The organism is Micromonospora trifolii (genome assembly GCF_022229005.1).
GTDB lineage: Bacteria > Actinomycetota > Actinomycetes > Mycobacteriales > Micromonosporaceae > Micromonospora > Micromonospora trifolii.
The window spans coordinates 1-23593 of the sequence record NZ_JAKKFD010000082.1 but is presented as its reverse complement, the minus strand read 5'-3'; the positions used below and the strand labels follow the sequence as shown (position 1 = coordinate 23593).

Genomic DNA, 23593 nt, shown 5'->3' with positions numbered 1-23593 from the left:
AACGACCCGACGGCGACGACGAGCTGGACTACGTGGCCGCGCGGCTGATCAGCGGCAAGCTGACCGGCCGCCCCGTCGAGGACGCTGTCGACCTCGGCCGGATCGAGAAGGCCGTCCGCGAGATCCTGATCGCGGTCGGCGAGGACCCGGACCGCGACGGACTCCAGCAGACCCCGGCACGGGTCGCCCGGGCGTACGCCGAACTCTTCGCCGGCCTGCGGGTCGACCCGGCCCAGGTGCTCAGCACCACCTTCGAGGCCAACCACGAAGAGCTGGTCATCGTCCGGGACATCGACGTGATGAGCCTCTGCGAGCACCACCTGCTGCCCTTCCGGGGCAGTGCGCACATCGGCTACATCCCCGGCCCCGATGGACGGATCACCGGCCTGTCCAAGCTGGCCCGACTCGTCGAGGTCTTCGCCCGTCGGCCGCAGGTGCAGGAGCGGCTCACCTCGCAGGTCGCCGACCTGCTGATGAGCAAGCTCGCACCACGCGGCGTCGTCGTCGTGCTCGAATGCGAGCACATGTGCATGGCGATGCGCGGCATCCAGAAGTCCGGTGCCAAGACCATCACGTCGGCCGTACGCGGCATCCTGCAGAGCGACTCCAAGTCGCGGGCCGAGGCGATGGCGTTGATCATCCCCCGCTGACACTCCGACGCACCACGGCCGGCCGACACCCCATCCGGGACGGCCGGCCGTTGCGTTTCCGAACCCCGCCCGGGATCGTTCCGGCCCGACAGCTTCTCAGCCCGGCGGGTCAGCCGGCGAGCAGGGCCAACAGCAGGCCGGCCGTGGCCAGCACCGCCGGCACCAGGCACACCAACGCGCCGAAACGCACAGTACGGTCCAGCCGCTCGGTGGGGCTGACCCGGAACAACCGTCCGATGCCGATCCAGCCGGCGACGAACGCGACCGCCGGCATCGGCAGCCCGCAGATCAACGCCGCCACGGTGGCCGGTCCCACCCCCGTCGCCGCCAGAACCACGACCTGGATCAGCGGCACCAGCAGCGCAAACGGTCCGTACACCAGGAGGTTGCGCACCCGGGCGGGCCAGGACCCCGGCCGGAACCGGCGGCGCGCGGTCAGCGCCGCGTCCGCCGCCTCGGCCCGACCACGCGCGGTCCGCAGCGCTGCCAACACGGCCGCCGGACCACCCGCCATAGACCGGGCCGCCTCGGTCAGCTCCGGCGGCGACGGCACCAGGGAGATCGCCGGTACGCCCAACTCGCGCAGCCGTTCCTGCTGAGTCGCCAGCCCGGTACGGACCACCGTCAACTCCTCCCGGGCGGCCTCCGCCGACCGGACCTGCTCCCCGGCGGCGGCAGCCGCGCTCCGGCGTACCCCGTCCAGCTGGCGGGCGGCCGCAAGATACTCCGTCCAGGCCGTGCTGGGCTCGACGGCCCGCTGTGGGGCGTCCCCGGTCGCCGCGGCGGCCCGCTGCCGCCCCGGCCCGGTCACCGTCGCGTTCGGATCCACCTCGACCCCCTCCATGCGCGCCACCCGATCAGCCGGCCTCGTCGGCGAACGGCACCAGGACGGTGCCCCGCTCGTCCGGGCCGTCCCAGAGCACCGCGCGGTCGGGGCGCACCTGCCACTCGACCGGCCGACCGAAGACCGCTGTGAGCTGCGCGACCGGCACGTCCAGCACGGCCACCGCCGTAAGCTTGTCCACCTCGCCCGCCGGTTCGAACAACGCGGCGAACGGTGGCACCGCACGCCACCAGCCCAGCAGATGCCGCCCCGCCGGCGGCCCATCCCGCAGGAGAGAGCGCAGCCGGTCCACCGGCAGCTCGCGGGGACCCGGCCGGTCCAGACCGAAGACCACCAGATACGTCGGCAGGTCGTCGGTCGCGTCAGCGAGCAGTGTCGGCAGATCCACCAACTCGGCCGGATGCCGGGCCGCCAAATCGGCCGTCAGCGCCTCGGCCAGTGCCCGGGCACCCGGGTCCGGTGCCGCCACCAGGAAGCGGGCACCGCCCGGTGCGTGGTGAGCCGACGTGCTCCGCGCCGCCGTCGCCAACAGCCCACCCGCCGCGGTACCCGAGCCCAGCACCGCGAGGTTGCGCCCGGCCGCCGGCCCCAGCGGCACGGCGACCGTCGAGCGGGCCACGTCAACCGCCCGACCCAGCAGGGCGGCCGGGCCGTGCGCCTGCCCCGCCAGGGCCGCCCGGTGGCGCGGATCGTTGCCCAGCAGCGGCCGGGCGTAACCCGCGAAGACCACCGGCGGCACCGACCCGGCCGGACGGGCCGCCCACAACTCGTGCCGCAGCTTCTCCACGACCTCCGGATGATCCTGCGGGTCCGGGTGGCGAATCAACCGTTCGTGACCCCGGATCGCACCCCGTGGGCCACCGAGCCCGCCGGCCGTGTTCACCACAGCGCTGCCCACCGGCAGACCGGCCGCCGAGTCGTTCGTCGGCTCCAACACCGGACTGCCACCCGGCAGCGCCACCCGCACCGGGAACTGCCCGAGCACCGAATCCCGATGACCAGCATCCGCGCGCGCACTCAACCCCAACTCGCCCGCGCCCGCCAGGACCAGGTGCACGCCGTACGCCCGACCCGCCCGGGCCAGCCCGTCCAACTGGGCGGCCACCTCGGCGGCCAGCCGGTCCCGCTCGGCGAAGAGCAGCGGCACATTGTCCACCACACAGACGATCCGCGGCAGCGGCTGGTGCTGACGCAGCTCAGCGAAGCGTTGCCCCCCGGCCCGGGCGCCCGCCTCCGTGCGGCGCTGCACCTCGACCGTCAACTCGTCCAACAGATCCCGGACGTACTCCCGGTCGGCGGCCATCGCGGCCGCGCGCACCTGCGGCACCCACGACCGGTCCCGCTCGGTCTGCAGAAACTCCACGAAGGACTCGCCGTCGCCGAGATCCGCCAGGTAGAACGCGAGGTCGTCCGGGCCGTACCGGGCGGCCAAGCCGAGCAACGCGGTGGTCAGGAACGCGGCCCGACCCGCAGCGGACCGGCCACTCACCAGCCAGTGTGGGGTCAACTCGGTGAAGCCCAGCGGCACCGACCGGCCCCCCGCATCGCCGACGGTAGTGGTCAGCCCGTCGGCCGAGTCCGACTCCCACAGTTGCTCACCCGTCGGCGGCAGCAGAGCACCCAACGCCAACCGGGAACCCGCCTCCACCTGCTCGGCGAGCCGCCGACAGACCGCGTCGACCAGCTCGGCCGGCGGGTCCGCCTCGACGAAGACCGGCGAGTTCAAACCGCCCGGCGGATCGGCGCCCGGCCCGGCGAACGACGCCCCCGGCGGATCGCCCAGCAGCGCGTACGCATTACGCAGCGCCAGCGAAGTGGTGTGCGGCAGCGGTGCTCGGGCCGAGTACGGGCCGGCGGGCGGCCAACCAGCCACCACCAGATGCAGCCCAGCAGCCGGCCCCTGCTCGGCCAACGTCTCGATGCGCGCCAGATCGGTCGGGCCGGTCGACTCCGGCAGCGCGGCCACCACCAGCAACAACGTCCGATCGTGACGACGCCGCCCACTCGCCCCCGGCGTCACCCACTGCTCCGCCTCGGTCAGCACCACGCGCAACCCCGCCACGTCCACCGCCGGCGGCGGGAACAGGCCAGCATCCGCGAGCGCCCCGAACGGCGTCAGCACAGCACCTGTGGCATCCACCGCGCGAATCAGCAGGGCACCCGCAGGTGCCGCACCCAACAACCGCAGAAGTACGGCCCGCAGCAACCCCGCCACCCGCGGCTCCCGCGCGTCAGCGTCCACGCTGAGGTGACCCGTGCCGACAAGCGGCACCAACGCGGGGAAACGAGCGTCGTCAAACGGCGCCGCAGTACCGACCCGAACGAACGGCGGAGGACCATCACCCGCCGGCGAGTCCACTGTGAGCGAGTCCAGCGCCGCGCCCGACCAGCCCGGAGCCAGCACGGCCGCAGCCGTGCGGAGCCGGTCGGCCACCTCGTACTGGCGGCGCTGATCGGCCGGAGCCGGCCGCGTCTCGTCGAGGATCCCAGCAGCTGCGGTCGCGACGGCCGCCGCCCGACGGTGCAGGGCTGCGGCGCGGTTCGTGCGAGCCTTCGGACCGGCCACCGCGTCCACCCCCTCTACCCGAGGTTGGCAACCCCTCCCCAAGCAGAGACGGTATCCCAGCCGACGGCCCTCCTCCGGGAGGTGCCTCGGCGCTGCGCCGGTGTTGTCGTGGATCTCACCGGTGGGGAGGGGTCCGTCACGATCCGCTGGATCTGAGGCATTGGCTCCGGAGCGTCCAGCCGATAACTTCAGGAGGTGGAATCAGTGCAGCCCCCCGCCGGTTCCCAGGTCTCCCGCGTACCGGCCCAGCGGACACCGTCCGAGCAGCTGCCGCCCGCCCCGGCAACGCCGGCACCGCAGCCGCCACGCCGCCGGATGCGGACAGTGCTCACGGTCGTCGCCGGCGTGCTCGCCCTGCTCTGCCTCGGCGGAGTCGCCACCGCCTTGGTTTGGTACAACCGCGCCTCGACGCCCGACCGCAGCACGCCAGACGTAGTGGTGGCCAATTACATTCAGTCGTTTTTGGCAGACCGGGACGACACGAGAGCAAGCGAGTTTGTCTGTCAAGGCGGTGCAGATATCGAAGGTCTGCGGCAACTCCGGGAGGATCTGATAGCGCGTGAACTCCGGTTCAGCACCAAGATCTCGACAAGTTGGGAGGACTTCTCAATTCAGCGGCAAGGTGATTCCGCAAACGTTGAGGTCGACCTCATTCTCTCGGCCTACGTGGACGGGGTATCGCAGAGCGATCGCCAGCGTTGGCGATTTGAGACACGGCGCGAAGACGGCTGGCGGGTATGTAAGGCCGGGCAATTCTGAGCAGACTTACTCGATCCAAAGCAGGTGAACCGGCACCTCAAGGGTCGTGGGTGATTGACCGCGCCAGGCCCAGCGATACCACTCCACTTCGGGGGTGATTCGTACGCAGATGTCTCCTTCGGCGCCCGAGTAGGTCTCGGTGACCGCTCGAAGGTCGCGGTGCTCCAGGCCGCCCTCGACGTGCACCACCCGCCGACCGGTGACCGCGTCCGCCTCGAAGACCGGCGTGGGGGTCCGGTGTGCCGGGCCGTCCAGCGATACCAGCCGGATCCCTGTGTCCCGGGCGTCGTCCAATCCCGGTCGGCTGCCGATGGTCTCCACCCAGACCCGCTCCACCGGCACCAGCGGCGCGAACACCTCGACCTGGTCGGCTTCGGCCCGGTACCACTCGTGCTCGGGGATCACCGGCACGTAGGTTCGGGCGCTCTGCACCACCCGGTCGTCCGCGCGCAGGTCGCCGCGCCAACCCATCCCGGGCAGCCCGACCAGCACCCGTTGCCCCCGTAGCTCGACCCGCTCGGTCGCGGGAACAATGGCCAGGGGTCTCGGCGGCTGCGGTGCCCAGTCGGGCTGGTCGGCGAACGGGTCGGGCAGTGGTCCGGTCATGACCGCGGTGGCCTCACTCAGCGGCGCGCAGCGGGGCGCCCCGCTCGCGCATGAACGGGACCGGGTTTACCGCGCCGGACGCGTTGCGGTCGTTGCGCAGGTGCACCTCGAAGTGCAGGTGCGGGCCGGAGGAGTTGCCACTGCTGCCGACCTTGCCGATCACCTGACCGGCCGTCACGATCTGATCTTTCTTGACGAAGGGCTGGACCACCATGTGGCAGTAGCGGGTGATGTAGCCGCCGGCGTGCAGCAGGTCGACGAACCAGCCGCAGCCACCCTTGCCGGGGAAGCCGTCCACGTTGCAGTCCTGGCGGCCGCGGTGGTCCTCGTCGCAGGTGGAGACCAGCACCCGACCGGTCGCTGCCGCGCGGATCTCGGTGCCCTTGGCCGCGCCGATGTCGACACCGTTGTGGCTGGGACGGCTGGTGGTGCGGAAACCGGAGCCGACTCCGCCGGGGATCGGCGCGGTCCAGCCGGAGGCCGCGATCTGACCGCGTTCGGCCGCGTTGCACACCGCCTTGCCGTTGATCTCGACGGTGCGGGCCGCGCCGCCGGCCAGCGCGTCCACGAGCCGGCTGGCTACCTCTTCGTGTTTGGCGTACGCATCCGGATATGCGCTGACCTGCACCCGTTGGGCGACTGCGGTCAGTGGTCGGCGTTGCCAACTCTCCACCTTGACGAGCTTCTCGTAGAACTTGCGGGCCGCGTACGCGGGGGTCAACCGCTCGGCGACGCTGCCCCACCCCGGCCGCTGCTGGAACAGGCCCAGCGAGTCGTGGTCCGCGCCAACCCCCTCGTGCGGCAGGGCCAGGGATGCGGGAACGCCGCTGTTCGCCAGGTTGCGTAGGGCCGACTCCTGCATCGCGGTGGCGAGGGCGACCACCCAGCCTCGGGAGGGTACGCCCATGTCCTGGCCGACCTTGATGATGATCGCGGCATTGCGGACCTGGGTGTCGCCGTACTCGGTGAACCGCGGCAGCTTGCCTGCGATATTGACCGCTCGGGCCGGTCCGCATTCCATCCGGGCCAAGGCCTCCACGTTCTCGGCGTCGTCGCCGCCGAGCCCGGTGAGGAAGAACGCCGCGGTGCCGCCGGTGCAGCAGAGTAGAAGCAGCATCCCGGTGAGCACCGCGGCGACCACACCGAGCCGGAGGGGACCGCGGCGGGTTTTGGCGCTACCAACGTCGCTCACGGCCGCTCCCAGTCCAGAACGTCGACCAGCCAACCATCATCGGAGGTGACCAGCTCCAACCGGAGCCCGCCGGCATCAAGGGGGAGCAGCAACTCGACGAACGTTTCGGTCCGCTCTCGCATTGTTGGCGGACCGGTGACCTTCTCGGCCGGCACGCTCTCGGGCTCGGCGCCGGTCAACTTCTCCCTCAGCGCCGGCGTGGAGAGTGGCCGTAGGCCAGCCTGCCACTCTTCGGTGGTCATCCCGGGACGGCCCAGCCAGGCCTTGGCGAAGCGGTCGGCGGTCTGTTCGGGTGTGCGGGCGCCGGGCGACGTCGCGGGTGAAGGTGGCGCCGCACTGTTGAGCAGCCCGTCGTCGCCGGCCGTCGGATCCACGGTGACGATCGGCCCATCCGGACGGCTGCTCAACCCATCCGCTGAGTCGACCGGGTTGGAGATCAGCCGGGTCGCCCCGAGCACGCCGACGACCACCACCCCGATCGCCAGCGCAATGCCCAGCCGGGACCGCAGAGCCCGAGTGAAGAGGAATTCCAACGCCCGTCGCATGACCGTCACCTCGCCTCTGAGCGCACCCGAGGTCCGGTGCGGTCCGGTACACGCTCGGTGGAGCCCGGGCGGTAGACCACGAACGAAGGGTTCTCAGCCGGAACATCCGGCTCGGTCCAGGTCGCTGGCTGTCGGCGTCGGGGCTGCGGGGCGGTTGGGCGGCTCCGACCCCTGCCCTCTTCCGCCGGGGCTTCTTCGGGCCGCTCTCGACCGTCGGGGCGTACCCCGTCTGCACGCCGCCCGTCGGCCACTGCGGTCGGCACCGGGGCCGGGTCCTCCCGCCGCGCCTCGGGACGTAGCCGGGTCTGCGTAGCGTCGGGCGACCGTCGACGTCCGCCCACCGGCTCGGCGGTGCCGCCCGGCTCGGCCACGTCCAGCCGAGCGGCGGTCCGCATGTCGCGGAAGAACCGGCGGTGCCAGGATCCGGCGGAGCTGACCGCTTCGCTGCTGTCCTTGCCGCCGAGTTGGGTGATCCGCCGGTACGGGCGCAGCAGCAGCCATCCGACCACCCCGCAGAGCCAGACCAGCACCACCTGGAGCCAGCCCGGCAGGGTGGGTGTGCTCATGATCAAATCAACAGCGAAGAGGTAGATCGCGGCGCCGGTGCCGAAGATGGCAATGTTGAACACCGCGGCAACGACCGCGTTAGCCAGTCGGCGTAGCCCGGCGCTGGCCGGTCGGAGCAAACCGATGGTGCCCAGGATGGGTGCCGCGATCACCGCCCACCGGAAGATCAGGAAGCCCAGCAGTACCAGCACTGACGCGGTGAGGTCGAACATCGCGAAGAGCACGGCCGCAAGCACCGCGATGAACCCGGAGCCAATCCGGTCCATATCGCGGGTTCCCGTCAGAAACTCATACGCCTCCGGGTCCTCGACCCTAATCTGCTCGGCAATAGTCATCCACTGTCGCTGCTTGGCCTCGATCACTACACCACGGGTGCTGGGATTGGAACGGACTGATTCCGCCTCACCCCAGCTCAGCGACTTGGCGTCGTAGAGTGCCCGGCCGTACTTCTTGGCGGTCTCGCTGTCGGCTGAGCCAAGCACGCCACGCAGCCAGTTGCGGTAAAGCATCGACTCGGTAGCGGTGTCGCTGGCCCGGACGGCCGGTGGCCGCTTGTCGACGCAGGCGTCCGGGTTCGGAAGTACGCACTTGTCGGCTGGGACATCTTTTGATGCCGGACCTAAAGCATCGTGCACGACGCCGAGTGAGGTGATCAGGGTGCCGTCGGCGATGTTCGCCGACTTGACCGGCCAGGCTGCCAGCGCGGTGACCGCAACCATCACCAGTAGCGCCCACCCGGCCGTCGTCATCGCATTGCTCATGTCCGACTGGCGGGAGCGCCACAGCAGGTAGAGGCCCACCACGCAGAGCGTGACGATTCCGAAGACGCTGAATACCTTCTGGTAGACGGCCTTGGTGGCCTTCTCCACCAGCGGGTCGGCCCAATCCCACATCGAGCGAGGGTCCCAGGCCCGCTCACGGAGGGCGTTCGAAGCGCCCACGACCGCCGTGGCGATCATGAGCTCACCGTTGGCGACGGTGGTGGTGAACTTGTAGTCGGGATGGAGGACGGCGGAGGCGCAGCCACCATCCAGCTTATAAGTGTTGAAGCTGTAACCGCCGTAGCCGTAGTCGCTGTAGATGCCCTTGGGTCCGGGCAGCTTGGACGAGTCCGGGCGGGAAGCGAACCAGCCAGCGAGGCCCGAGTCAGGCGCGGACGGTACTGGCGGCTTCCGACACTCGATCTCCCCCTCACCGACCTGCTTGAGTTTCGCCACGCAGGCACGGAAGTCGGCTTGCCATTCGGCGGTCGTGCAGAGGTCGGCGCGGGCCTGGGCGGCGGGCGGTGCCGCGGCTGCGGCCTCCGCGCCGATCAGCGGCCAGGTGAGGGTGGCCCCGGCCAGTACGCCAAGGGCGAGCAGGAACGACGCAGTCCTTGCCCAGGCCCTAGCCATGTCACGCCTCCAGATCCGGCAGGGGGATGCTCGGCAGGACTCCGGCCGCCGCGGCGATCGCGGCGGGCGTCGTGTCGAGGTGGTCCAGCAGCCCTTCGACGTACGAGACGTCGACTCGGACCTTCTGCACCCGGCCGTCGACGTCGCGCATCACGAACTCGCGGAAGCCGAGCCGGCTGGACGAGCTGGTGTCGGCGGCGGAGAGTGAGGCCAGGGTTGCTTCGTACCCGTCGTTGACCGGCACCCGCAGCAGCCGCAGCGCTTCGGAGGCGATCTCGGCGTCCTCGGCGATGCGGCCGACGAAGACTGTGGAGACGAGGTTCTGCACGTCGAGGCCGAGGATGTCTTTGGGGTTCTGCGAGGCGACCAGCGCGGCCAGGTTCCACTTGCGGGAGTCACGGGCGAGCCGGACCAGGAAGGAGCGCCCGGACCGCCAGCCTTCCATGAAGTGCGCCTCGTCGAGGCCGACGAGTTTGCGGGACGACATCGAGCCGCCGTAGCAGCGCCGCACGGCGAGCCGGTGCGCGGTGTGCAGCATCGGCAGGGCCAGTGCTTCCTCGGCTGACCAGTATTCGCGTTCGATCTTGAGGTCGGGCAGCCGTAGCCCGGCCATGGTGATCACGGTGAGTGCCGCGTCGGCACCGAGCAGCCCTTCCGGCGGTCGGCCGAAGAAGAGCATGGCCAGTGGCATCTCGGCGGTGTCCAGCAGGAGGTTGGCCAGTTCCTTGCCGGCGTCGTCGTCGAGCCGCCCGAGGCAGCTCACCACGTCGTCCAGGGTGGAGGTCTCCTCGGCGGGGACCTGGCGGACGGCGTGCCGGAAGAGGGTGGCGGTTGACGCCTCCCTGGCCACCTGCGGCGGGACGAGCATCATGCAGATGTCCTGGACCAGCATCCGCCGCTCGGCGCGGGCGTTGGAGACCGCGATCTCGAACTCCCGGTCACCGGGTGCTCCGGTGCCGAACTCGGAGCGCAGCGGCGTCGGGATGAGCGAGTAGGGCGCCAGGGTGCCGTGCTCCGAGCCGGTCAGGTTCAACACCCGGGAGTACGGCCGCAGCTCGGGCATCGCGCAGAGGCGGGCCAGCGGGCCGGACGGGTCGAGCAGGGTCACCTGGACACCTCGGCGGGCAGCCAGGTAGCCCAGGGCGCCGAGCAGTGTCGACTTGCCACCACCCGGTTCGGCGACGAAGACCGCGAGCCCGGAGCGTTCCCGGACCTCCATGGGGAAGTGCAGGTCGAGGAAGACCGGGCGGCGGCAGGTGCCGGCGGTCCGGCCGATCAGGTCGCCCCGCCGGTCGCCCACGTTGGAGGCGGCCTGGGGGAGCGCGGCGGCGAGCAACGGCACCGGCATGCGACGGACGTAGCCGGTGTTGGCGATCGGCTCGCCGGGGATGAACTCGCGGGCCAGCCAGTCCTGGTTCTTCGGGTGCTGCAGCGAGATGCGGAGCTCCCGGGAGTAGAGCTGGATGAGCCGGCGGGCCCGCTCCAGGCATTCCTCCCTGGTGCGGCCGCCGACCGCGATCCGGTGCCAGCCGTGCGCACGGGCCGAGTCGACCGGCAGGCCGGTGGTCATCTCGTCGCCGATCACCAGGGCGCGCTTGGCCAGTCGTTCCAGCTCGGGGGGCGCGTCGATGCCGTGTTCGGCGTAGTCGAGCTGTTGCGAGCGGATCATCCGCAGCCGGTGTTCGAGATTGCGGAAGGAGTCGCCGGAGCCGAGGATGTCGACGCGGGTGGAAATCTCCATCGGCCAGGGCAGCCGTTCGTGGAAGTGCAGCCAGGGCTCGTGTCGCTCCGGGATCTCCAGCGGCTCCATCCGGCCGACAGCGAGCACTGCCACGTGCCGCTCCTCGCCGGTCATCCGGTTGACCAGCTTGACCGTCGAGCCGTACGGGGTGCGGTAGCGCTCGACCTGCTCGGTCATGGCGAGCAGGTCGCCGCGCTCCCAGCGCCCGTCGGTGACGGGGGAGAGGGTGCTCGGCGGCGACATGCACAGCGCCACCGAGCGGTAGAGCAGCCACTCCAGCTCCTGGGCGGTGACCCGCCGGCCGCGCATGCCGAACGCGCCGAGCACCTCGTCGAACTGTTCGACGGTGCGGCCCAGCTTGCGGCGTTCCCCATCGGCGGTGCCCCGGCCGAAGGTGCGCAGCAGCCGCTCGGTGAGCGAGTCGCCGAGGGACCGCCGGGCGAAGGTGACGCCCAGGTAGGTCTGGCCCTCGGCGTGGTTGACCGCCATCAGGTGGCGTTGGGCGGCGACCAGGTGGTCGGCCCAGCCGGTGGTGCCGGGTACGTCGGGCAGTGGCGCCGAGGTGTGCGTGTCGATCGTGCGCGCCCACTCGTCGGCGGGGAACGGCCGGGTGGTGCGGCGCAGGTGCAGCCGGAAGCCGGCCAGGCCGGCGTACTGCTCGGAGATCGCCGACAGCAGCGCCTCGCGTTCGGCGTCCGGCCGGAACGCCCAGCGGACCTCGGGCAGCCAGTACCAGGCGGTGACGGTGTTCGGCGTGAAGGTCAGGTGGCCGGCGATCTCGGTGATGGCCAGTTCGACGGACGGATCCCGATCCCCGAATTTGATCTTCGGGGCGCGGACCCGGGTCGGCTTGATCGGCCGGTCCGGTCGGCTCGCCGTGCGCTGTCGGGGCGCGACGACCTCCTTGCCGGTGGCACGGCGCGCCGTGCGTTCGAGAGCTGGCCGATCCGCAGATGTGATCATCGCCGGCTGCTCCGGCGGAGCCGTGGACCGGCTGGCTGCGGCCGCCGGCTGGGGCGCTTGGACCGCCGGTCGGGCCGTCGCTGCGGGGCGGCCGCCCGGCGCGGTGCTAGCGGGTCGGCGGACGGGGCCGGTGGTCGCGGACGGCGACCCTTCGCCGGTGGACGGGTCGGGCTCGTCCGGCGGACGCAGCATCGGCCGCCGATCGCCGGCCTGGTGCGGCACCCGGGACTCGCTGGCCGGGTGGCCGCCTCCGTGCCGTGGCTCGACGGGTCGGCCACCGTTGCCGGGCGGCTCGGCGGGCGTCCACGGTGGCTCCAGCTCGGGAACCGCGCGGGCAGGTGCCGGGCTGGCGGTGGGTGGCGGCTGATGCGGGATCGGCGGCTGCTCGCGGGTGCTCGGGCCTGCGGTGACGGCTCGTGGCGAGCCGGGTCGCCCCCCGCCGCCGAAGAGGTCCAGGAAGGGAGAGTCGATGTCGGCGTTCTCGCCGGCCGACACGGCGCTGGGCTCGGCCGGTGGCGTCCGGCGGGGAACCGGCCGGGGCGCCTGGAACACGCCGACGGCACCGTGGCCGGGTGACGTCACCAGAGCGGGGTCGAGGGCAACCTCGTCCTCGTCCTCGGTGTAGTCGAATGAGTGCGCACGGTGACCGGCTGGTACGCCTGGGCGCCCGGCCGGGGAGCCCGGCGTGGAGGAGCGGCTCATGCGATCGCCTCGGCGACTGTCGGCAGACCCTTGCCCGCGGTCTGCGACGGACCGTTCGACGTACATCCGGTCATGCCAGCTCCTCCCGAATCCTGATCCGGCTGCCGACCAGGCGCGGATCGCGCTGCTCGACCGCCGGCTCCCGGGTGCGTCGCCAGTCGGTCAGCGCGGTGCGGATGACCACCCGCGCCGGCCGATCGGGGTCGACGTGCCGGAAGATGAACGACGTGGTCACGATGGCGAGCGCGATCTCCCAGGCGGGGAAGAGCTCGACCGTCAACGTGAACAGCCAGTGGATGAACATGTAGAGGGGGACCAGCAGCAGGAAGAGCCCGTACTGGGCGTAGGGCAGGTGGACCGGAAGGGTGTAACCGGGCGGCCCGAGGTAGACCAGGCGGGCCCGGTAGATGTCGTCGTCGGTGCGCAGCCGCATCTGGTGAACGCGCCTATTCGAAGATGAGGTCGATCAGGTAATCGCCGACGAAGAAGAGTGTTGCCGCGCCCGCGATGAAGGCGAGCCCGACGATGGCGATCGCGGAGCTGGTCAGCACCTTGGAGATCTCGCCCCGGCTGGCACGGCCGATGAAGATGACGCCCAGGACGGCGAGCAGGATCGGCGCGATCTTGCCGGCGAAGAATTTGACCACACCGTCGGTGTCGATCCCCTTCGGTGCCGGCTCCGCGAGTGGAGCCGACGCCAGGGTGGAGAGCGCGTGGGCGACGCCGGACGACGCCGTCTCCATGAGCTCGAAGGCGATCACTGGAACCTCCCCATAGCGCGGCCGGCGGTGCCGCGGCGGTGCAATAGGCAAGCCTGGCAGGAAAAGCGCTCCACAGGGCATGGCGTTCTTGACCCTGTGTTCGTTACTCACCACGGAGGGTGGCGAGGTTTGGGCGGATTTTCCCCGCTTCGGCCCTCCCTCCAAGCTTCGCCATCTCGATGCTGGCCAATTCCAAAGCGTACGGGCCGCCCCGGATTGCGACAAGCCGCGAAGGGGCTGCCCAATACTGCCCGGATGACCGATCGTACACCTGTTCTAATCGGCACGTCAGGGGCAGTGGTGCGGGGCCGACCCGGGTCGCTGGGCGCCGCTGCCGCGACCGGTACCGTCTAGTCGTGACCGATCTGGTGCGGGCTTCGGGCCCGGTGGTGATGGGCGTCCTCAACGTCACACCGGACTCCTTCTCCGACGGCGGACGGTACGCCGACCTGGACGCTGCCGTCGGACACGGCGTCCGTCTGCGCGACGCCGGCGCGCACCTGGTCGACATCGGCGGCGAGTCGACCCGTCCCGGCGCCGAGCGGATCGACGCCGCGACCGAGGCCGAGCGGGTGTTGCCGGTCATCCGCGAGCTGACCGCCGCCGGTGTGACGGTCAGCGTCGACACCAGCCGTGCGCGGGTCGCTGAGGCCGCCCTGGCCGCCGGCGCGGCGGTGGTCAACGACGTCTCCGGTGGCCTGGCCGACCCGGACATGGCCCGGGTGGTCCGCGACGCGCACTGCCCGTGGGTGCTGATGCACTGGCGCGGGCACTCCCGGGCGATGCGCGAGCTGGCCACCTACACCGACGTGGTGGTCGACGTCCGGGCCGAGTTGGCCCAACGGATCGACACGGCGCTGGCCGCCGGCGTGGCCGCCGACCGCCTCATCGTCGACCCCGGGCTCGGCTTCGCCAAGACCGCCGCGCACAACTGGGAGCTCAGCTCCCGCCTGCCGGAGCTGCTGGATCTCGGCTACCCGCTGCTCTTCGGGGCGAGCCGCAAGTCGTACCTCGGCCGGTTGCTCGCCACCGCGGACGGCACGCCGCGACCGACCGCCCAGCGGGAGGCGGCCACCGTGGCCACCAGCGTGCTGGCGGTCGCCGCGGGCGCCTGGGGCGTACGCGTGCACGACGTCCAGGCCACCGCCGACGCGCTCGCCGTCTGGGCGGCGACCGGTAGCCCCCGGCTGGCCGTGTCGCCCCACGACGAGAAGCGAACGCCACACGATCACGAGCATGGGGTACGGCGATGACGACGGACCGGATCCACCTGACCGGCCTGCGGGCGCGCGGCCGGCACGGGGTGTACGACTTCGAACGCGAGCAGGGGCAGGACTTCGTTGTCGACGCCGTCCTGGAACTGGACCTCGGCCCGGCCGCCACCAGCGACGACGTGACCGCCACAGTGCACTACGGCGAGCTGGCCGAACGCCTGGTCGCGGTGGTGACCGGCGAGCCGGTCAACCTGATCGAGACCCTGGCGGACCGACTCCTCACTGTCTGCCTGGCAGACGTTCGGGTCGACGCCGCGACGATCACCGTGCACAAGCCGGAGGCTCCGGTGCCGCACACCTTCACCGACGTGGCCGTCACGATGACCCGGGCGCGTACCCGGTGACCCGGGCGGTCCTCTCGCTCGGCAGCAACCTGGGCGACCGCCTGGAGCACCTGCGCACGGCCGTCGCCACCCTCGGCGACGCGGTGCTCGTGCTCTCCGGGGTCTACGAGACTCCACCGTGGGGCGACACCGACCAGCCCGCGTACCTCAACGCGGTGGTGCTCGTGCAGGACGAGAGCGCGACCCCGCGCGACTGGCTGGAGCGGGCCCGGGACGCGGAGCGCGCGGCCGGCCGGGTCCGTGACCCGCAGCGGCGGTTCGGGCCGCGCACCCTCGACGTGGACGTGATCGCGGTCTGGGGCGACGACGACGAGCCGGTGCTCAGCGACGAGGAGGAGCTGACCCTGCCGCATCCCCGGGCGCACCTGCGCGCCTTCGTGCTGCGTCCGTGGATCGACATCCAGCCGTACGGTCGGCTGCCCGGTCACGGCTGGCTGACCGACCTGCTGACCACCGGCCCGGCGGCGGACGAGGCGTTGGAGCTGCGTCCCCGGCCGGAGTTGGCGTTAGAGTCGACGGCATGACCGAGCGGAACCGGCCGGCATGACGCAGGCGAAGCCCCCACCCAGCGGGTCGGGCCCGGACGGGTCGCGGATGGGCCCCACCCGGATCTCGACCCTGGTCGTGGCTGGCCTGGCCGCGGCGGCGGTGGCCTGGCTGCTGATCAGCACCCTCTACTACAGCGGCATTCCCCGGCTGCCCTGGCTGCCGGTGGTGACGCTGGCCGGGCTCGCCGTGCTGGAGGCGTACGCCGCGATCAACACCCGGGGCCGGATCGAGCGCAAGCCGGGTCGGGACCCGGTCAATCCGCTGTTGGTCGCCCGCTTCGTGGTGCTGGCCAAGGCGTCGGCACTGGCCGCGGCGATCTTCGCGGGCTTCTACGCGGGGCTCACCGGCTGGCTCTTCGTGGAGACCACCCGTGCCGCCCTGGACGATCGACCGGCCGCCGCCGGGGGTCTGCTCGCCTCGCTGGCACTGGTCGGGGCCGCGCTCTGGTTGGAGCGCTCCTGCCGCGTGCCGGAACGCCCGGACGACGAGCGCGAGCAGGACCCTCGGGAGAGCCGCCCCGGCCAGCGCTGAGCAGGGGGTTACGCCCGGCTGCGGGCGCGGGTACGGTGCCTGCGATCGGAGAGCAAGGGCCGCCCAGGGTCCGTCCGTGCGCCGGACTGGGGACGGTCGGCCACTGGGGAGGCGGCGTCATGGGGTACGAAGAAGCGGGCCGGGACCGGTCGGCCGAACCCTCGTCGGGGGTGCCGGCCGCCGTTCTGGACAACGTCTTCGACGACCCCACCCACGGTGAGCCCGGCCGGGATCGGATCGGCGTCCACCTGGGCTGGGAGCTGCTGTTGCTGGCCGGGCTGGCCGCCGTGAGCTGGCTGCTCTGGCGGGAGGATCCGACAGCTGTGCGCGACGGCAACCTGCGCACGCTGCTGATCGACGCGGTCGGGCTCGGGTTGCTCGCCCTGGCCGCCGGGCTGAGCCTGCGTACGGCAGCGCCGAACCTGGCCGTCGGCCCGATCGCGGTAGCGGCCGCCCTGCACTACGCCGAGCAGGGTGACCGGGGCCTGCCGGCGTCGCTCGGCCCGGCCGTGGCGGTCGCCGCGGTGGGCGGGCTGGCGCTGGCGCTGGCCGTTGTGGTGCTGCACGTGCCGAGCTGGGCCGCCAGCCTGGCCGGAGCCGCCGCCGTGGTGGTGTACATCGAGCGCCGTTCGGCGCCCGTGCTGGTGCAGGGTGACTACGACCCGAGCAGCAGCGCCGGTTACCTCTTCGCCGGCTTCGCCGCGGTGGCCGTCCTCGGCGGGCTGTTCGGCGCCATCCGGGCGATCCGCCGGCTCGTCGGCCGGTACCGACCAATCGCCGACCCGGCCCGTCGGCGGGGCGCGGTGGCCGCCGTGGTGACCGCCGTCGCGCTGGTCATCTCCTCGGTGCTGGCCGCTCTGGCCGGCGTGCTGCTCGCCGCCAATGACCCCGGGCCGGTGGCGCCCACGTCGGGGCTGGACTGGACGGTGCTGGCCATCGGGGTGGCCCTGCTCGCCGGCACCAGCGCGTACGGCCGCCGGGGCGGTGTGTTCGGCACGCTGCTGGCGGTCGGCCTGGTCACCGTCTTCCAGGTGTACGCGTCGGAGCGCGGCTGGACGCTGAGCAACTGGGTGGTCGGCGGGGCCGCGCTCGGCGTCGGGCTGGTGGCCACCCGGCTGGTCGAGACGCTCGGGCGGCCCCGAACCGGCAGCCCGGACCGGCCCGAGCCGGTCAGCGACGGCACGATCAGCTCGGGCTGGACCACGCCGCAGCCGCAGTCCGTCGACAACTGGCCTCCGACGCTGCCGACCCAGGCCGCGCCGCAACCGGTCGACCCGTGGCGGGATCCGCGGTGGGAGGACGGCCCGCGACGGTGGGACACCGACGAGCGGTGAGCCCGTCGCGTCCGCCGAGCCGGAGCTGATCTCGACCGTTAGGCTCGGCGACATGACCGACACACCTGCCGCCACCCCGAGCGGAACCTCGTTCGCCGAGCTTGACGCGCTGTCCACCGAGGAGTTGCGGGAGCGGGCGTTCGCCCTCGCCCGGGAGCGTCGGGACGTGAAGTTCTACTGGTCGGTGCTGCGCCGCCTGCCGAACGCTGACGAGGCCACGGTGCTCGACGGCGCTCCGAACTCGATCGGCCCGACGATCGACGAGGCCAATGCGCTGTGGCGGGAGCTGACCGGTCACGGTTACGAGGAGTCGGCGCCGCTGCTGCGGGCCGCCTTCATCGACTACCTGATGAAGCACTGAGCCGCTCGGGGCAGCCCAGGTCCGCCCGAGCCACCGGTTCGGGGCCTGGGCGGATCGCGTCGCTCATCCACCGTTCCGGCCCGGTCAGCCGTTACGGCACGGCCGCCGGCACCGGAGCGCTCGCGGTGTTGCTGCTGGTCGGCATCTGCGGCAGTCCGGCGTACACCGGTTGGGCCGTCACACTGACCGACCCGGAGTCGGCCGGCGCGTTCTACGCGCGCCTGCTCGCCTGGCCGGCCTGGCGGCTCGACGCGGACGGGCAGGCCGGCGGGTTGTTCGCCGCCGACGTGCGAGCCGTGCTGCTGGTGGTCCTCGCTGTGGCGCTGCTCTACCTGTTGCCCGCCGCCCAGGTCGCCCGGGTGCCCGGCCCGGTCAGCCAGTTCTTCTCCGGCTGGGCCGCATACGTGTTGGCTGGTGGGCTGGCCGCCGTGCTGGCGGCGCTGCTCGGCCCGGCACCGTCACTGCTGGGGGCCCTACAGGACGCCAGCACCGGTGCCGGTTACGGCTTCCTCACCGGGTGGATCATCGGCATCGCCAGCCTCGGCGGTCGCGCCTGACCCGCAGAGGCGGATCAGGCGCGGCGGTCGTCCGTGCGCCCGGCCGGAGTGGGTCAGCTGGTCGGACGGCCGAGGTCGAGGAGCCGCTGTCGGCTGAGCGCGCCCACCGGCCGGCCGGCGTCGGTCACGAGGAGCCGGTCCCGGCCCGAGGTGAGCAGGACCGCCAACGCGTCGTACGCCGAGCCGTCCACCTCGACGGTGGGCAGATCCGCTGCGGCGTCCTCGGGCACCGGATCCAGCGCCTCCCGGTCGAGCGGGGTGACCGCCAGCCGGCGGATGCCCCGGTCGGCGCCGACGAACTCGCGTACGAACGGGGTGGCGGGTGCGCCGAGCAGCGCGGCCGGCGTGTCGTACTGCTCCAGGTGCCCGCCCTCGGAGAGGACCGCGATCCGGTCACCGAGTCGGACAGCCTCGTCGAGGTCGTGGGTGACCAGCACGATCGTCTTGCGCACCTCGGCCTGGAGGCGCAGGAACTCCTCCTGGAGGCGGGCCCGGACGATCGGGTCGACGGCCGAGAAAGGCTCGTCCATCAACAGCACCACCGGGTCGGCGGCGAGCGCGCGCGCCACCCCGACCCGCTGCCGCTGGCCACCCGACAGCTCGTGCGGGTAGCGACCGCCGAACTCCGTCGGGTCCAGCCCGACAAGGTCGAGCAGCTCGTCGACCCGGGCCCGGGTCTGGCTCTTGGGCCAGCGGAGCAGACCCGGCACTGTGGCCACGTTGGCCCGTACCGTCTGGTGTGGAAAGAGGCCGACGTTCTGGATCACATAACCGATGCGACGGCGTAGTCGCACCGGGTCGACGTCGGTGACGTCCTCGTCGCCGAGCGTGATGCGACCGGCGGTCGGCTCGATCAGGCGATTGATCATTCGCAGCACTGTCGACTTGCCGCAGCCGGACGGGCCGATCAGCACCACCAGCTCGCCGGCCCGGACCTCCAGGCTGAGGTCACGGACAGCCTCGGTGCCGTTCGGGTAGCGCTTCTGGATGCCCTCCAGGGAGATCGACGCCGCGCGAGGGGATTGGGCCACGCTGGCAGCCTCCGGGGTAACGTCCACGTATGTCCTTCCGCCTGAGCTACCGGGCCGACCCGGGTAACCCCTGGTTCTCCTGGCAGTACGTGCGGGACAACTCTGACACGATCCTCGCCGCGGTGCGCGAACACGCCTCCCTCACCGGGCGAGCGGTGTTGATCGCGGTGCTGATCGCGCTGCCGTTGTCCGTGCTGGCGTACTGGGTCCGTCCGCTCGCCGGCCCGATCCTCGCCGTCAGTGGGGTGGTCTACACCATCCCGTCGTTGGCGCTCTTCGCGTTCATCGCCCCCTACCTGGGCACCGGGGCGACCACTGTGCTGGTCGGGCTGGTCCTCTACGCGCTGCTGCTGATCGTGCGCAACGTGGTGGCCGGTCTCAACCAGGTGCCCCCGGAGGTTCGCGAGGCCGCCGAGGGCATGGGTTACGGCCGGTGGAGGCGCCTGTTCCGGATCGACCTGCCGCTGGCGCTGCCGGGCATCGTGACCGGCGTACGGCTGGCGACCGTCTCGACAGTGGCGTTGGTCACGGTCGGGGTGTTGGTCGGGCACGGCGGGCTCGGGCAGTTGATCTTCGCGGGCTTCCAGAACAACCTCTACAAGGCCGAGATCATGACAGCCGCGCTGCTCTGCGTGGCGCTCGCGGTCGTGCTCGACCTGCTGCTCATCCTGGTCGCCCGACTGGTGACCCCCTGGTCCACCCGGAGGGCACGGTGACCGTCGCGGCGAACCCGATCGGGCAGGCGATCACCTGGATCAACGACCCACTGAACTGGACCAACCCCGGCGGCATGCTGGACCGGCTCGGCGAGCACCTGACGATCTCCGCCCTGGCGGTGGCGCTCGGCTGCCTGGTGGCCTGGCCGCTCGGGCTCTGGCTGGGGCACCTCGGCCGAGGTGGCGGCCTCGTGGTGCTGATCTCCAACGCCACCCTGGCGATCCCCACCCTGGCGCTGCTGACCATCCTCCCGGTCGTCTTCGCCAGCGGCTTCGGGAAGACACCGGTCGTGGTGGCACTGGCTGTCTTCGCCGTTCCGCCGCTGCTGGCCAACGCCTACACCGGGGTGCGGCAGGTGGACCCGGAGGCCCGCGACGCGGCCCGGGGGATGGGCCTGTCCAGCGCGCAGCTGCTGCGCCGGGTGGAGCTGCCGCTCGCGGTGCCCTACCTGGCGGCCGGCTTCCGAACCGCGGCGGTCCAGGTGATCGCGACCGCGGCGCTGGCCTCCTTCGTCAACGGCGGCGGCCTGGGCCAGATCATCAGGACCGGCTTCGGTATCGGTATCGCGGCCGGTGGCGGGCAGATCGTCGCCGGCGGTGTGCTGGTGGCCGGGCTCGCGCTGCTGGCCGAGGTGGTCCTCGGCGGCGTCGAACGGCTGGTCACCCCCAAGCCGCTGCGGCGCGGTCGGCAGCGCCTCGGGCGACCCCGCGCCGCCGACGCCACCGGGAGCGCCTGACCCGTCCGGGTGAGTCCGCGTCGCGCTGGCGACCCACGCCCGTCAAATCGGTGACGATGGGGTGACGAAGTCCATCCCAAGTTGTCGGTCGCTTGCGGAGCATGTTGGGTGGACATTCGCGGGCGGCCGACAGTCAGGATCGCCCGTCGGACACGCGGCCGGCCCGGGACGGGCCGCGCCGGGACACGGAAGGCGGGCACATGCGCGCACGTACACGTCTGGCGATCGGGGCTGTCAGCGCCATCGCCGGGGCAGGACTCCTCACTGGCTGCGGTGGCGCCGGCTCGTCCGGCACCGACGCACCCCAGACGAGCGCCTCCGGCGCCGGGTGCGCCCCGGTCGCCGGTCAGCAGCTCATCGCTCTGCAGGACGACAAGAAGCTCCAGAACTCCGACAACGTCATTCCCGCTGTCAACAGCAAGGCGGCCAATCCGCAGCTGATCGCCGCACTGGACAAGGTCTCCGCCACGCTGGACACCCCGAAGCTGATCCAGCTCAACAAGGCGGTGAACGAGGACCGCAAGACCCCCAAGGTGGCGGCCGAGGAGTTCGCCGGCGCGAACAACCTCACCGCGGGCATCGCCAAGGGCCCGGGCGGCGACATCACCGTGGGCGCCGGCAACTTCGCCGAGAGCCAGATCCTGGGCGAGCTGTACCGGATCGCGCTCAGCGCCGCCGGCTACCAGGTCAAGGTGCAGCAGATCGGCAACCGGGAGCTGTACGCCCCGGCTCTGGAGAAGGGCGAGATCCAGGTCGTCCCGGAGTACGCGGCGACCATGGCCGAGTTCCTCAACACCAAGGCCAACGGCCAGAACGCTCAGCCGGTCTCCTCGCCGGACATCAACACGACGGTGACCGCACTCAAGGCCGAGGGCGACAAGGCCGGCCTCACCTTCGGCACCCCGGCCGCCGCACAGGACCAGAACGCCTTCGCCGTGACCCAGGCCTTCGCCGACAAGTACGGCGTGCGGACCCTCTCCGAGCTGGCGGCGAAGTGCTCCGGCAGCGCGACAGTGCTGGGTGGCCCGCCGGAGTGCGAGCAGCGTCCGTTCTGCAAGCCGGGCCTGGAGAAGACGTACGGGCTGTCGGTCGGCAAGTTCTCCTCCCTGGACCAGGGCGGCCCGCTGACCAAGAGCGGGCTGCGCGACGGTTCGATCAGCGTGGGCCTCATCTTCTCCTCGGATGGCGCCTTCGCTACCAGCTGAGCCCTTCCCGCACGCGATGAGAACGCCCCCGCCCCCGACCGGGCGGGGGCGTTCGCGCGTCCCGGGGACCCCGTTCCCTCCGATGGTTATCGTGGGTAGGCTGCACAGCCATGCCAGCCCCGGCCATCTCCGACGCCCGGCGTCGACCACCGCTGCTGACCATGCTCTTCTGGGCGGGCGTCGCTCTCGCGCCGGTGGCGGCGCTGATCCTGCTGGTGGCCGACGGCAACGGCCCGCTGCGCTTCGCCGCGGTGCTCGCCATCCTCGCTGTGGTGCTGATCGGCCTCTCCATCGCGCTGCGATCCGACGGCGACGGCGACTCGGCGCGGACCGACGAGCTGCTGGACGAGATCGAGGAGCTGCGTCGGGAGCTGCGCACCGAGATCGTGGCCGCCGCCCAGCGCGGTAACCAGGCGCTCGACCAGGCCCAACGGGCCCAGGAGGGGATCGCCGCGGTGCGCCGCCGCCTCGACGCCAGTGGTGCCGCCCTCGCCGGTGCCGCCCCCGCTGTCGAGCCGGCGGGCGCCGGACGGGCGCGGGTGGCTGCCGTCGAGCCGCCGGTGGACGACGTACCGGTGGCTCGTAACCGGGGTGACGCGTCGGCCGGCCGCGCCCGGGTGTCCGGCCCCGACGACGCGCCCCGATGGGGGCGCCCCGAGCACCCGGACGACGAGCCGGCGTACGCCCGGGAGGCCCCCGAGCCGCCGGCCCCCGCCGGGACGTACGGCGCGGAACGGCCGGCCGCCACCGCGTACGGTTCGGCCCGCCCCCGGGAACACGACCGCCCCGAGGCGGCGCACCGGCCGGGTGGCGTGGTCCGACACACCGAGACCGTGCACGTCACCACCCGGCACACTGTGGTGGACGGTGGCCCGGCCGAGCCGGCCGGGCGCTACGGCGGCGGGTACGCCGGTCAGTGGACCCCACCCGCGCAGGAGTGGACCCGGGGCGGCGACGCCGACGAGCGCCCCCGTCCGGCCGGGCGGGCGAGGAGTGAGCCGGAGGAGCACCCCGGGGCCAGGTACGGCGACGAGCCGGGCTGGAGGGGCCGCCGCGACGAACCGGAGTGGACCGATCGGCGCGGCGCGTACGCCCAGCCCGACGAGCCCGCCCCGGCGGCCCGGTCACACCGCACTCCCGAGCGGCCGGCAGCGGAATCCTGGGACAGCCCGGACGATCGGGGTTGGTCGGAGCAGCGCGACCGGGCCGGAGCCGCGGCGCCGCAGCCCGGGCCACCGCTGCGGGCCGACGACACCGGCGAGTACTGGTCGCAACTGCGGGCCGGTGACCGGTGGGCCGCCGTCCGCGACGACGAGAATGGTCGCGAGTTGCGGGTCGGGGAACGTCGCGCCGAGGTGCACGCCGACGCCACCGGCACCGAGTACCGGGTGGCCGACCGCTGGGCGGCCGTCCGTCACGAGGAGCCGCGCCGTCACGAGGAGCCGCGCCGTCACGAGGAGCCGCGCCGTCACGAGGAGCCGCGCCGTCACGAGGAGCCGCGCCGTCACGAGGAGCCGCGCCGTCCGGGGAGCCGCGCCGTCAGCGGGGAGCCGCGCCGTCACGCCGGCCCCGCCCGTCACGCCACGACGCCCAGACAGCGCGCAGCGCGCCAGGCGACGGCGCTACCCCCACACGCACACCCCCGACGACGCAACGAGGCGCGG

23 protein-coding genes are annotated in these 23593 nt (G+C 72.2%); 13 read left to right on the top strand and 10 right to left on the bottom strand.

Annotated features, from left to right (window positions below; all coding sequences use genetic code 11):
• Window positions 1-32: 32 nt before the first annotated feature.
• Window positions 33-650, top strand: a complete 618-nt coding sequence (gene folE / locus NIE79_RS33110) for a GTP cyclohydrolase I FolE (protein ID WP_112674389.1) — start codon at window positions 33-35, stop codon at window positions 648-650.
• Between the two features lie 109 nt (window positions 651-759).
• On the opposite strand, the gene NIE79_RS33105 is transcribed toward folE, so the two are convergent.
• The gene (locus NIE79_RS33105; RefSeq protein ID WP_238682306.1) at window positions 760-1494 is read right to left on the bottom strand and encodes a hypothetical protein; all 735 of its coding nucleotides are present in this window, start codon (window positions 1492-1494) and stop codon (window positions 760-762) included.
• 13 nt (window positions 1495-1507) lie between these two features.
• A complete protein-coding gene (locus NIE79_RS33100) occupies window positions 1508-4069 on the bottom strand; it encodes an FtsK/SpoIIIE domain-containing protein (protein ID WP_238682305.1) in 2562 nt (853 codons plus the stop codon).
• A 195-nt stretch (window positions 4070-4264) separates the two neighbouring features.
• Between NIE79_RS33100 and NIE79_RS33095 the strand changes: the two genes are divergently transcribed.
• Window positions 4265-4819 (top strand): hypothetical protein, encoded by a 555-nt coding sequence (locus tag NIE79_RS33095; protein WP_238682372.1) that lies wholly within the window; start codon window positions 4265-4267, stop codon window positions 4817-4819.
• Between the two features lie 6 nt (window positions 4820-4825).
• On the opposite strand, the gene NIE79_RS33090 is transcribed toward NIE79_RS33095, so the two are convergent.
• The 7 genes from NIE79_RS33090 to NIE79_RS33060 form a co-directional block, all read right to left on the bottom strand.
• The gene (locus NIE79_RS33090; protein ID WP_238682304.1) at window positions 4826-5425 is read right to left on the bottom strand and encodes a hypothetical protein; all 600 of its coding nucleotides are present in this window, start codon (window positions 5423-5425) and stop codon (window positions 4826-4828) included.
• A gap of 13 nt (window positions 5426-5438) precedes the next feature.
• Window positions 5439-6542 carry a M23 family metallopeptidase gene (locus NIE79_RS33085; RefSeq protein WP_274525032.1) on the bottom strand — a complete coding sequence of 368 codons (1104 nt, stop codon included), beginning with the start codon at window positions 6540-6542 and terminating at the stop codon, window positions 5439-5441.
• A 71-nt stretch (window positions 6543-6613) separates the two neighbouring features.
• Window positions 6614-7171 (bottom strand): hypothetical protein, encoded by a 558-nt coding sequence (locus NIE79_RS33080; protein WP_238682302.1) that lies wholly within the window; start codon window positions 7169-7171, stop codon window positions 6614-6616.
• Window positions 7168-9123, bottom strand: a complete 1956-nt coding sequence (locus NIE79_RS33075; RefSeq protein ID WP_238682301.1) for an MFS transporter — start codon at window positions 9121-9123, stop codon at window positions 7168-7170. The genes NIE79_RS33080 and NIE79_RS33075 overlap by 4 nt, the downstream gene beginning before the upstream one ends.
• 1 nt (window position 9124) lies before the next feature.
• Window positions 9125-12529: an ATP-binding protein gene (locus NIE79_RS33070; RefSeq protein ID WP_238682300.1), complete on the bottom strand. Its 3405-nt coding sequence runs from the start codon at window positions 12527-12529 to the stop codon at window positions 9125-9127.
• A gap of 70 nt (window positions 12530-12599) precedes the next feature.
• Window positions 12600-12962, bottom strand: a complete 363-nt coding sequence (locus NIE79_RS33065) for a hypothetical protein (RefSeq protein WP_238682299.1) — start codon at window positions 12960-12962, stop codon at window positions 12600-12602.
• A gap of 13 nt (window positions 12963-12975) precedes the next feature.
• A complete protein-coding gene (locus tag NIE79_RS33060) occupies window positions 12976-13290 on the bottom strand; it encodes a hypothetical protein (protein ID WP_238682298.1) in 315 nt (104 codons plus the stop codon).
• Window positions 13291-13646: 356 nt separating this feature from the next.
• Between NIE79_RS33060 and folP the strand changes: the two genes are divergently transcribed.
• From folP to NIE79_RS33025, 7 genes are all read left to right on the top strand, one after another.
• Window positions 13647-14543, top strand: coding sequence for a dihydropteroate synthase (gene folP / locus NIE79_RS33055; RefSeq protein WP_238682297.1), 897 nt, complete (start codon window positions 13647-13649; stop codon window positions 14541-14543).
• Window positions 14540-14908 (top strand): dihydroneopterin aldolase, encoded by a 369-nt coding sequence (gene folB / locus NIE79_RS33050; RefSeq protein ID WP_238682296.1) that lies wholly within the window; start codon window positions 14540-14542, stop codon window positions 14906-14908. The genes folP and folB overlap by 4 nt, the downstream gene beginning before the upstream one ends.
• Window positions 14905-15432, top strand: coding sequence for a 2-amino-4-hydroxy-6-hydroxymethyldihydropteridine diphosphokinase (gene folK, locus NIE79_RS33045; RefSeq protein ID WP_112601537.1), 528 nt, complete (start codon window positions 14905-14907; stop codon window positions 15430-15432). The genes folB and folK overlap by 4 nt, the downstream gene beginning before the upstream one ends.
• Before the next feature lie 19 nt (window positions 15433-15451).
• A complete protein-coding gene (locus tag NIE79_RS33040; protein WP_238682295.1) occupies window positions 15452-15988 on the top strand; it encodes a DUF3180 domain-containing protein in 537 nt (178 codons plus the stop codon).
• A gap of 119 nt (window positions 15989-16107) precedes the next feature.
• Window positions 16108-17322, top strand: coding sequence for an ABC transporter permease (locus NIE79_RS33035; protein WP_238682294.1), 1215 nt, complete (start codon window positions 16108-16110; stop codon window positions 17320-17322).
• Between the two features lie 52 nt (window positions 17323-17374).
• Entirely contained in the window at window positions 17375-17683 is a 309-nt protein-coding gene (locus NIE79_RS33030) for a hypothetical protein (RefSeq protein ID WP_238682293.1), read from the top strand.
• Window positions 17684-17808: 125 nt separating this feature from the next.
• Window positions 17809-18240 carry a hypothetical protein gene (locus tag NIE79_RS33025; RefSeq protein ID WP_308193261.1) on the top strand — a complete coding sequence of 144 codons (432 nt, stop codon included), beginning with the start codon at window positions 17809-17811 and terminating at the stop codon, window positions 18238-18240.
• Window positions 18241-18293: 53 nt separating this feature from the next.
• On the opposite strand, the gene NIE79_RS33020 is transcribed toward NIE79_RS33025, so the two are convergent.
• The gene (locus NIE79_RS33020; RefSeq protein WP_238682292.1) at window positions 18294-19298 is read right to left on the bottom strand and encodes an ABC transporter ATP-binding protein; all 1005 of its coding nucleotides are present in this window, start codon (window positions 19296-19298) and stop codon (window positions 18294-18296) included.
• 2 nt (window positions 19299-19300) lie between these two features.
• Between NIE79_RS33020 and NIE79_RS33015 the strand changes: the two genes are divergently transcribed.
• The 4 genes from NIE79_RS33015 to NIE79_RS33000 form a co-directional block, all read left to right on the top strand.
• The gene (locus NIE79_RS33015; RefSeq protein ID WP_091403225.1) at window positions 19301-19987 is read left to right on the top strand and encodes an ABC transporter permease; all 687 of its coding nucleotides are present in this window, start codon (window positions 19301-19303) and stop codon (window positions 19985-19987) included.
• Entirely contained in the window at window positions 19984-20724 is a 741-nt protein-coding gene (locus NIE79_RS33010) for an ABC transporter permease (protein WP_091403223.1), read from the top strand. The genes NIE79_RS33015 and NIE79_RS33010 overlap by 4 nt, the downstream gene beginning before the upstream one ends.
• A 200-nt stretch (window positions 20725-20924) precedes the next feature.
• A complete protein-coding gene (locus NIE79_RS33005) occupies window positions 20925-21929 on the top strand; it encodes a glycine betaine ABC transporter substrate-binding protein (protein WP_238682291.1) in 1005 nt (334 codons plus the stop codon).
• Between the two features lie 110 nt (window positions 21930-22039).
• Window positions 22040-23593: hypothetical protein (locus tag NIE79_RS33000; RefSeq protein ID WP_238682290.1), on the top strand; the 1554-nt coding region annotated here is incomplete at its 3' end.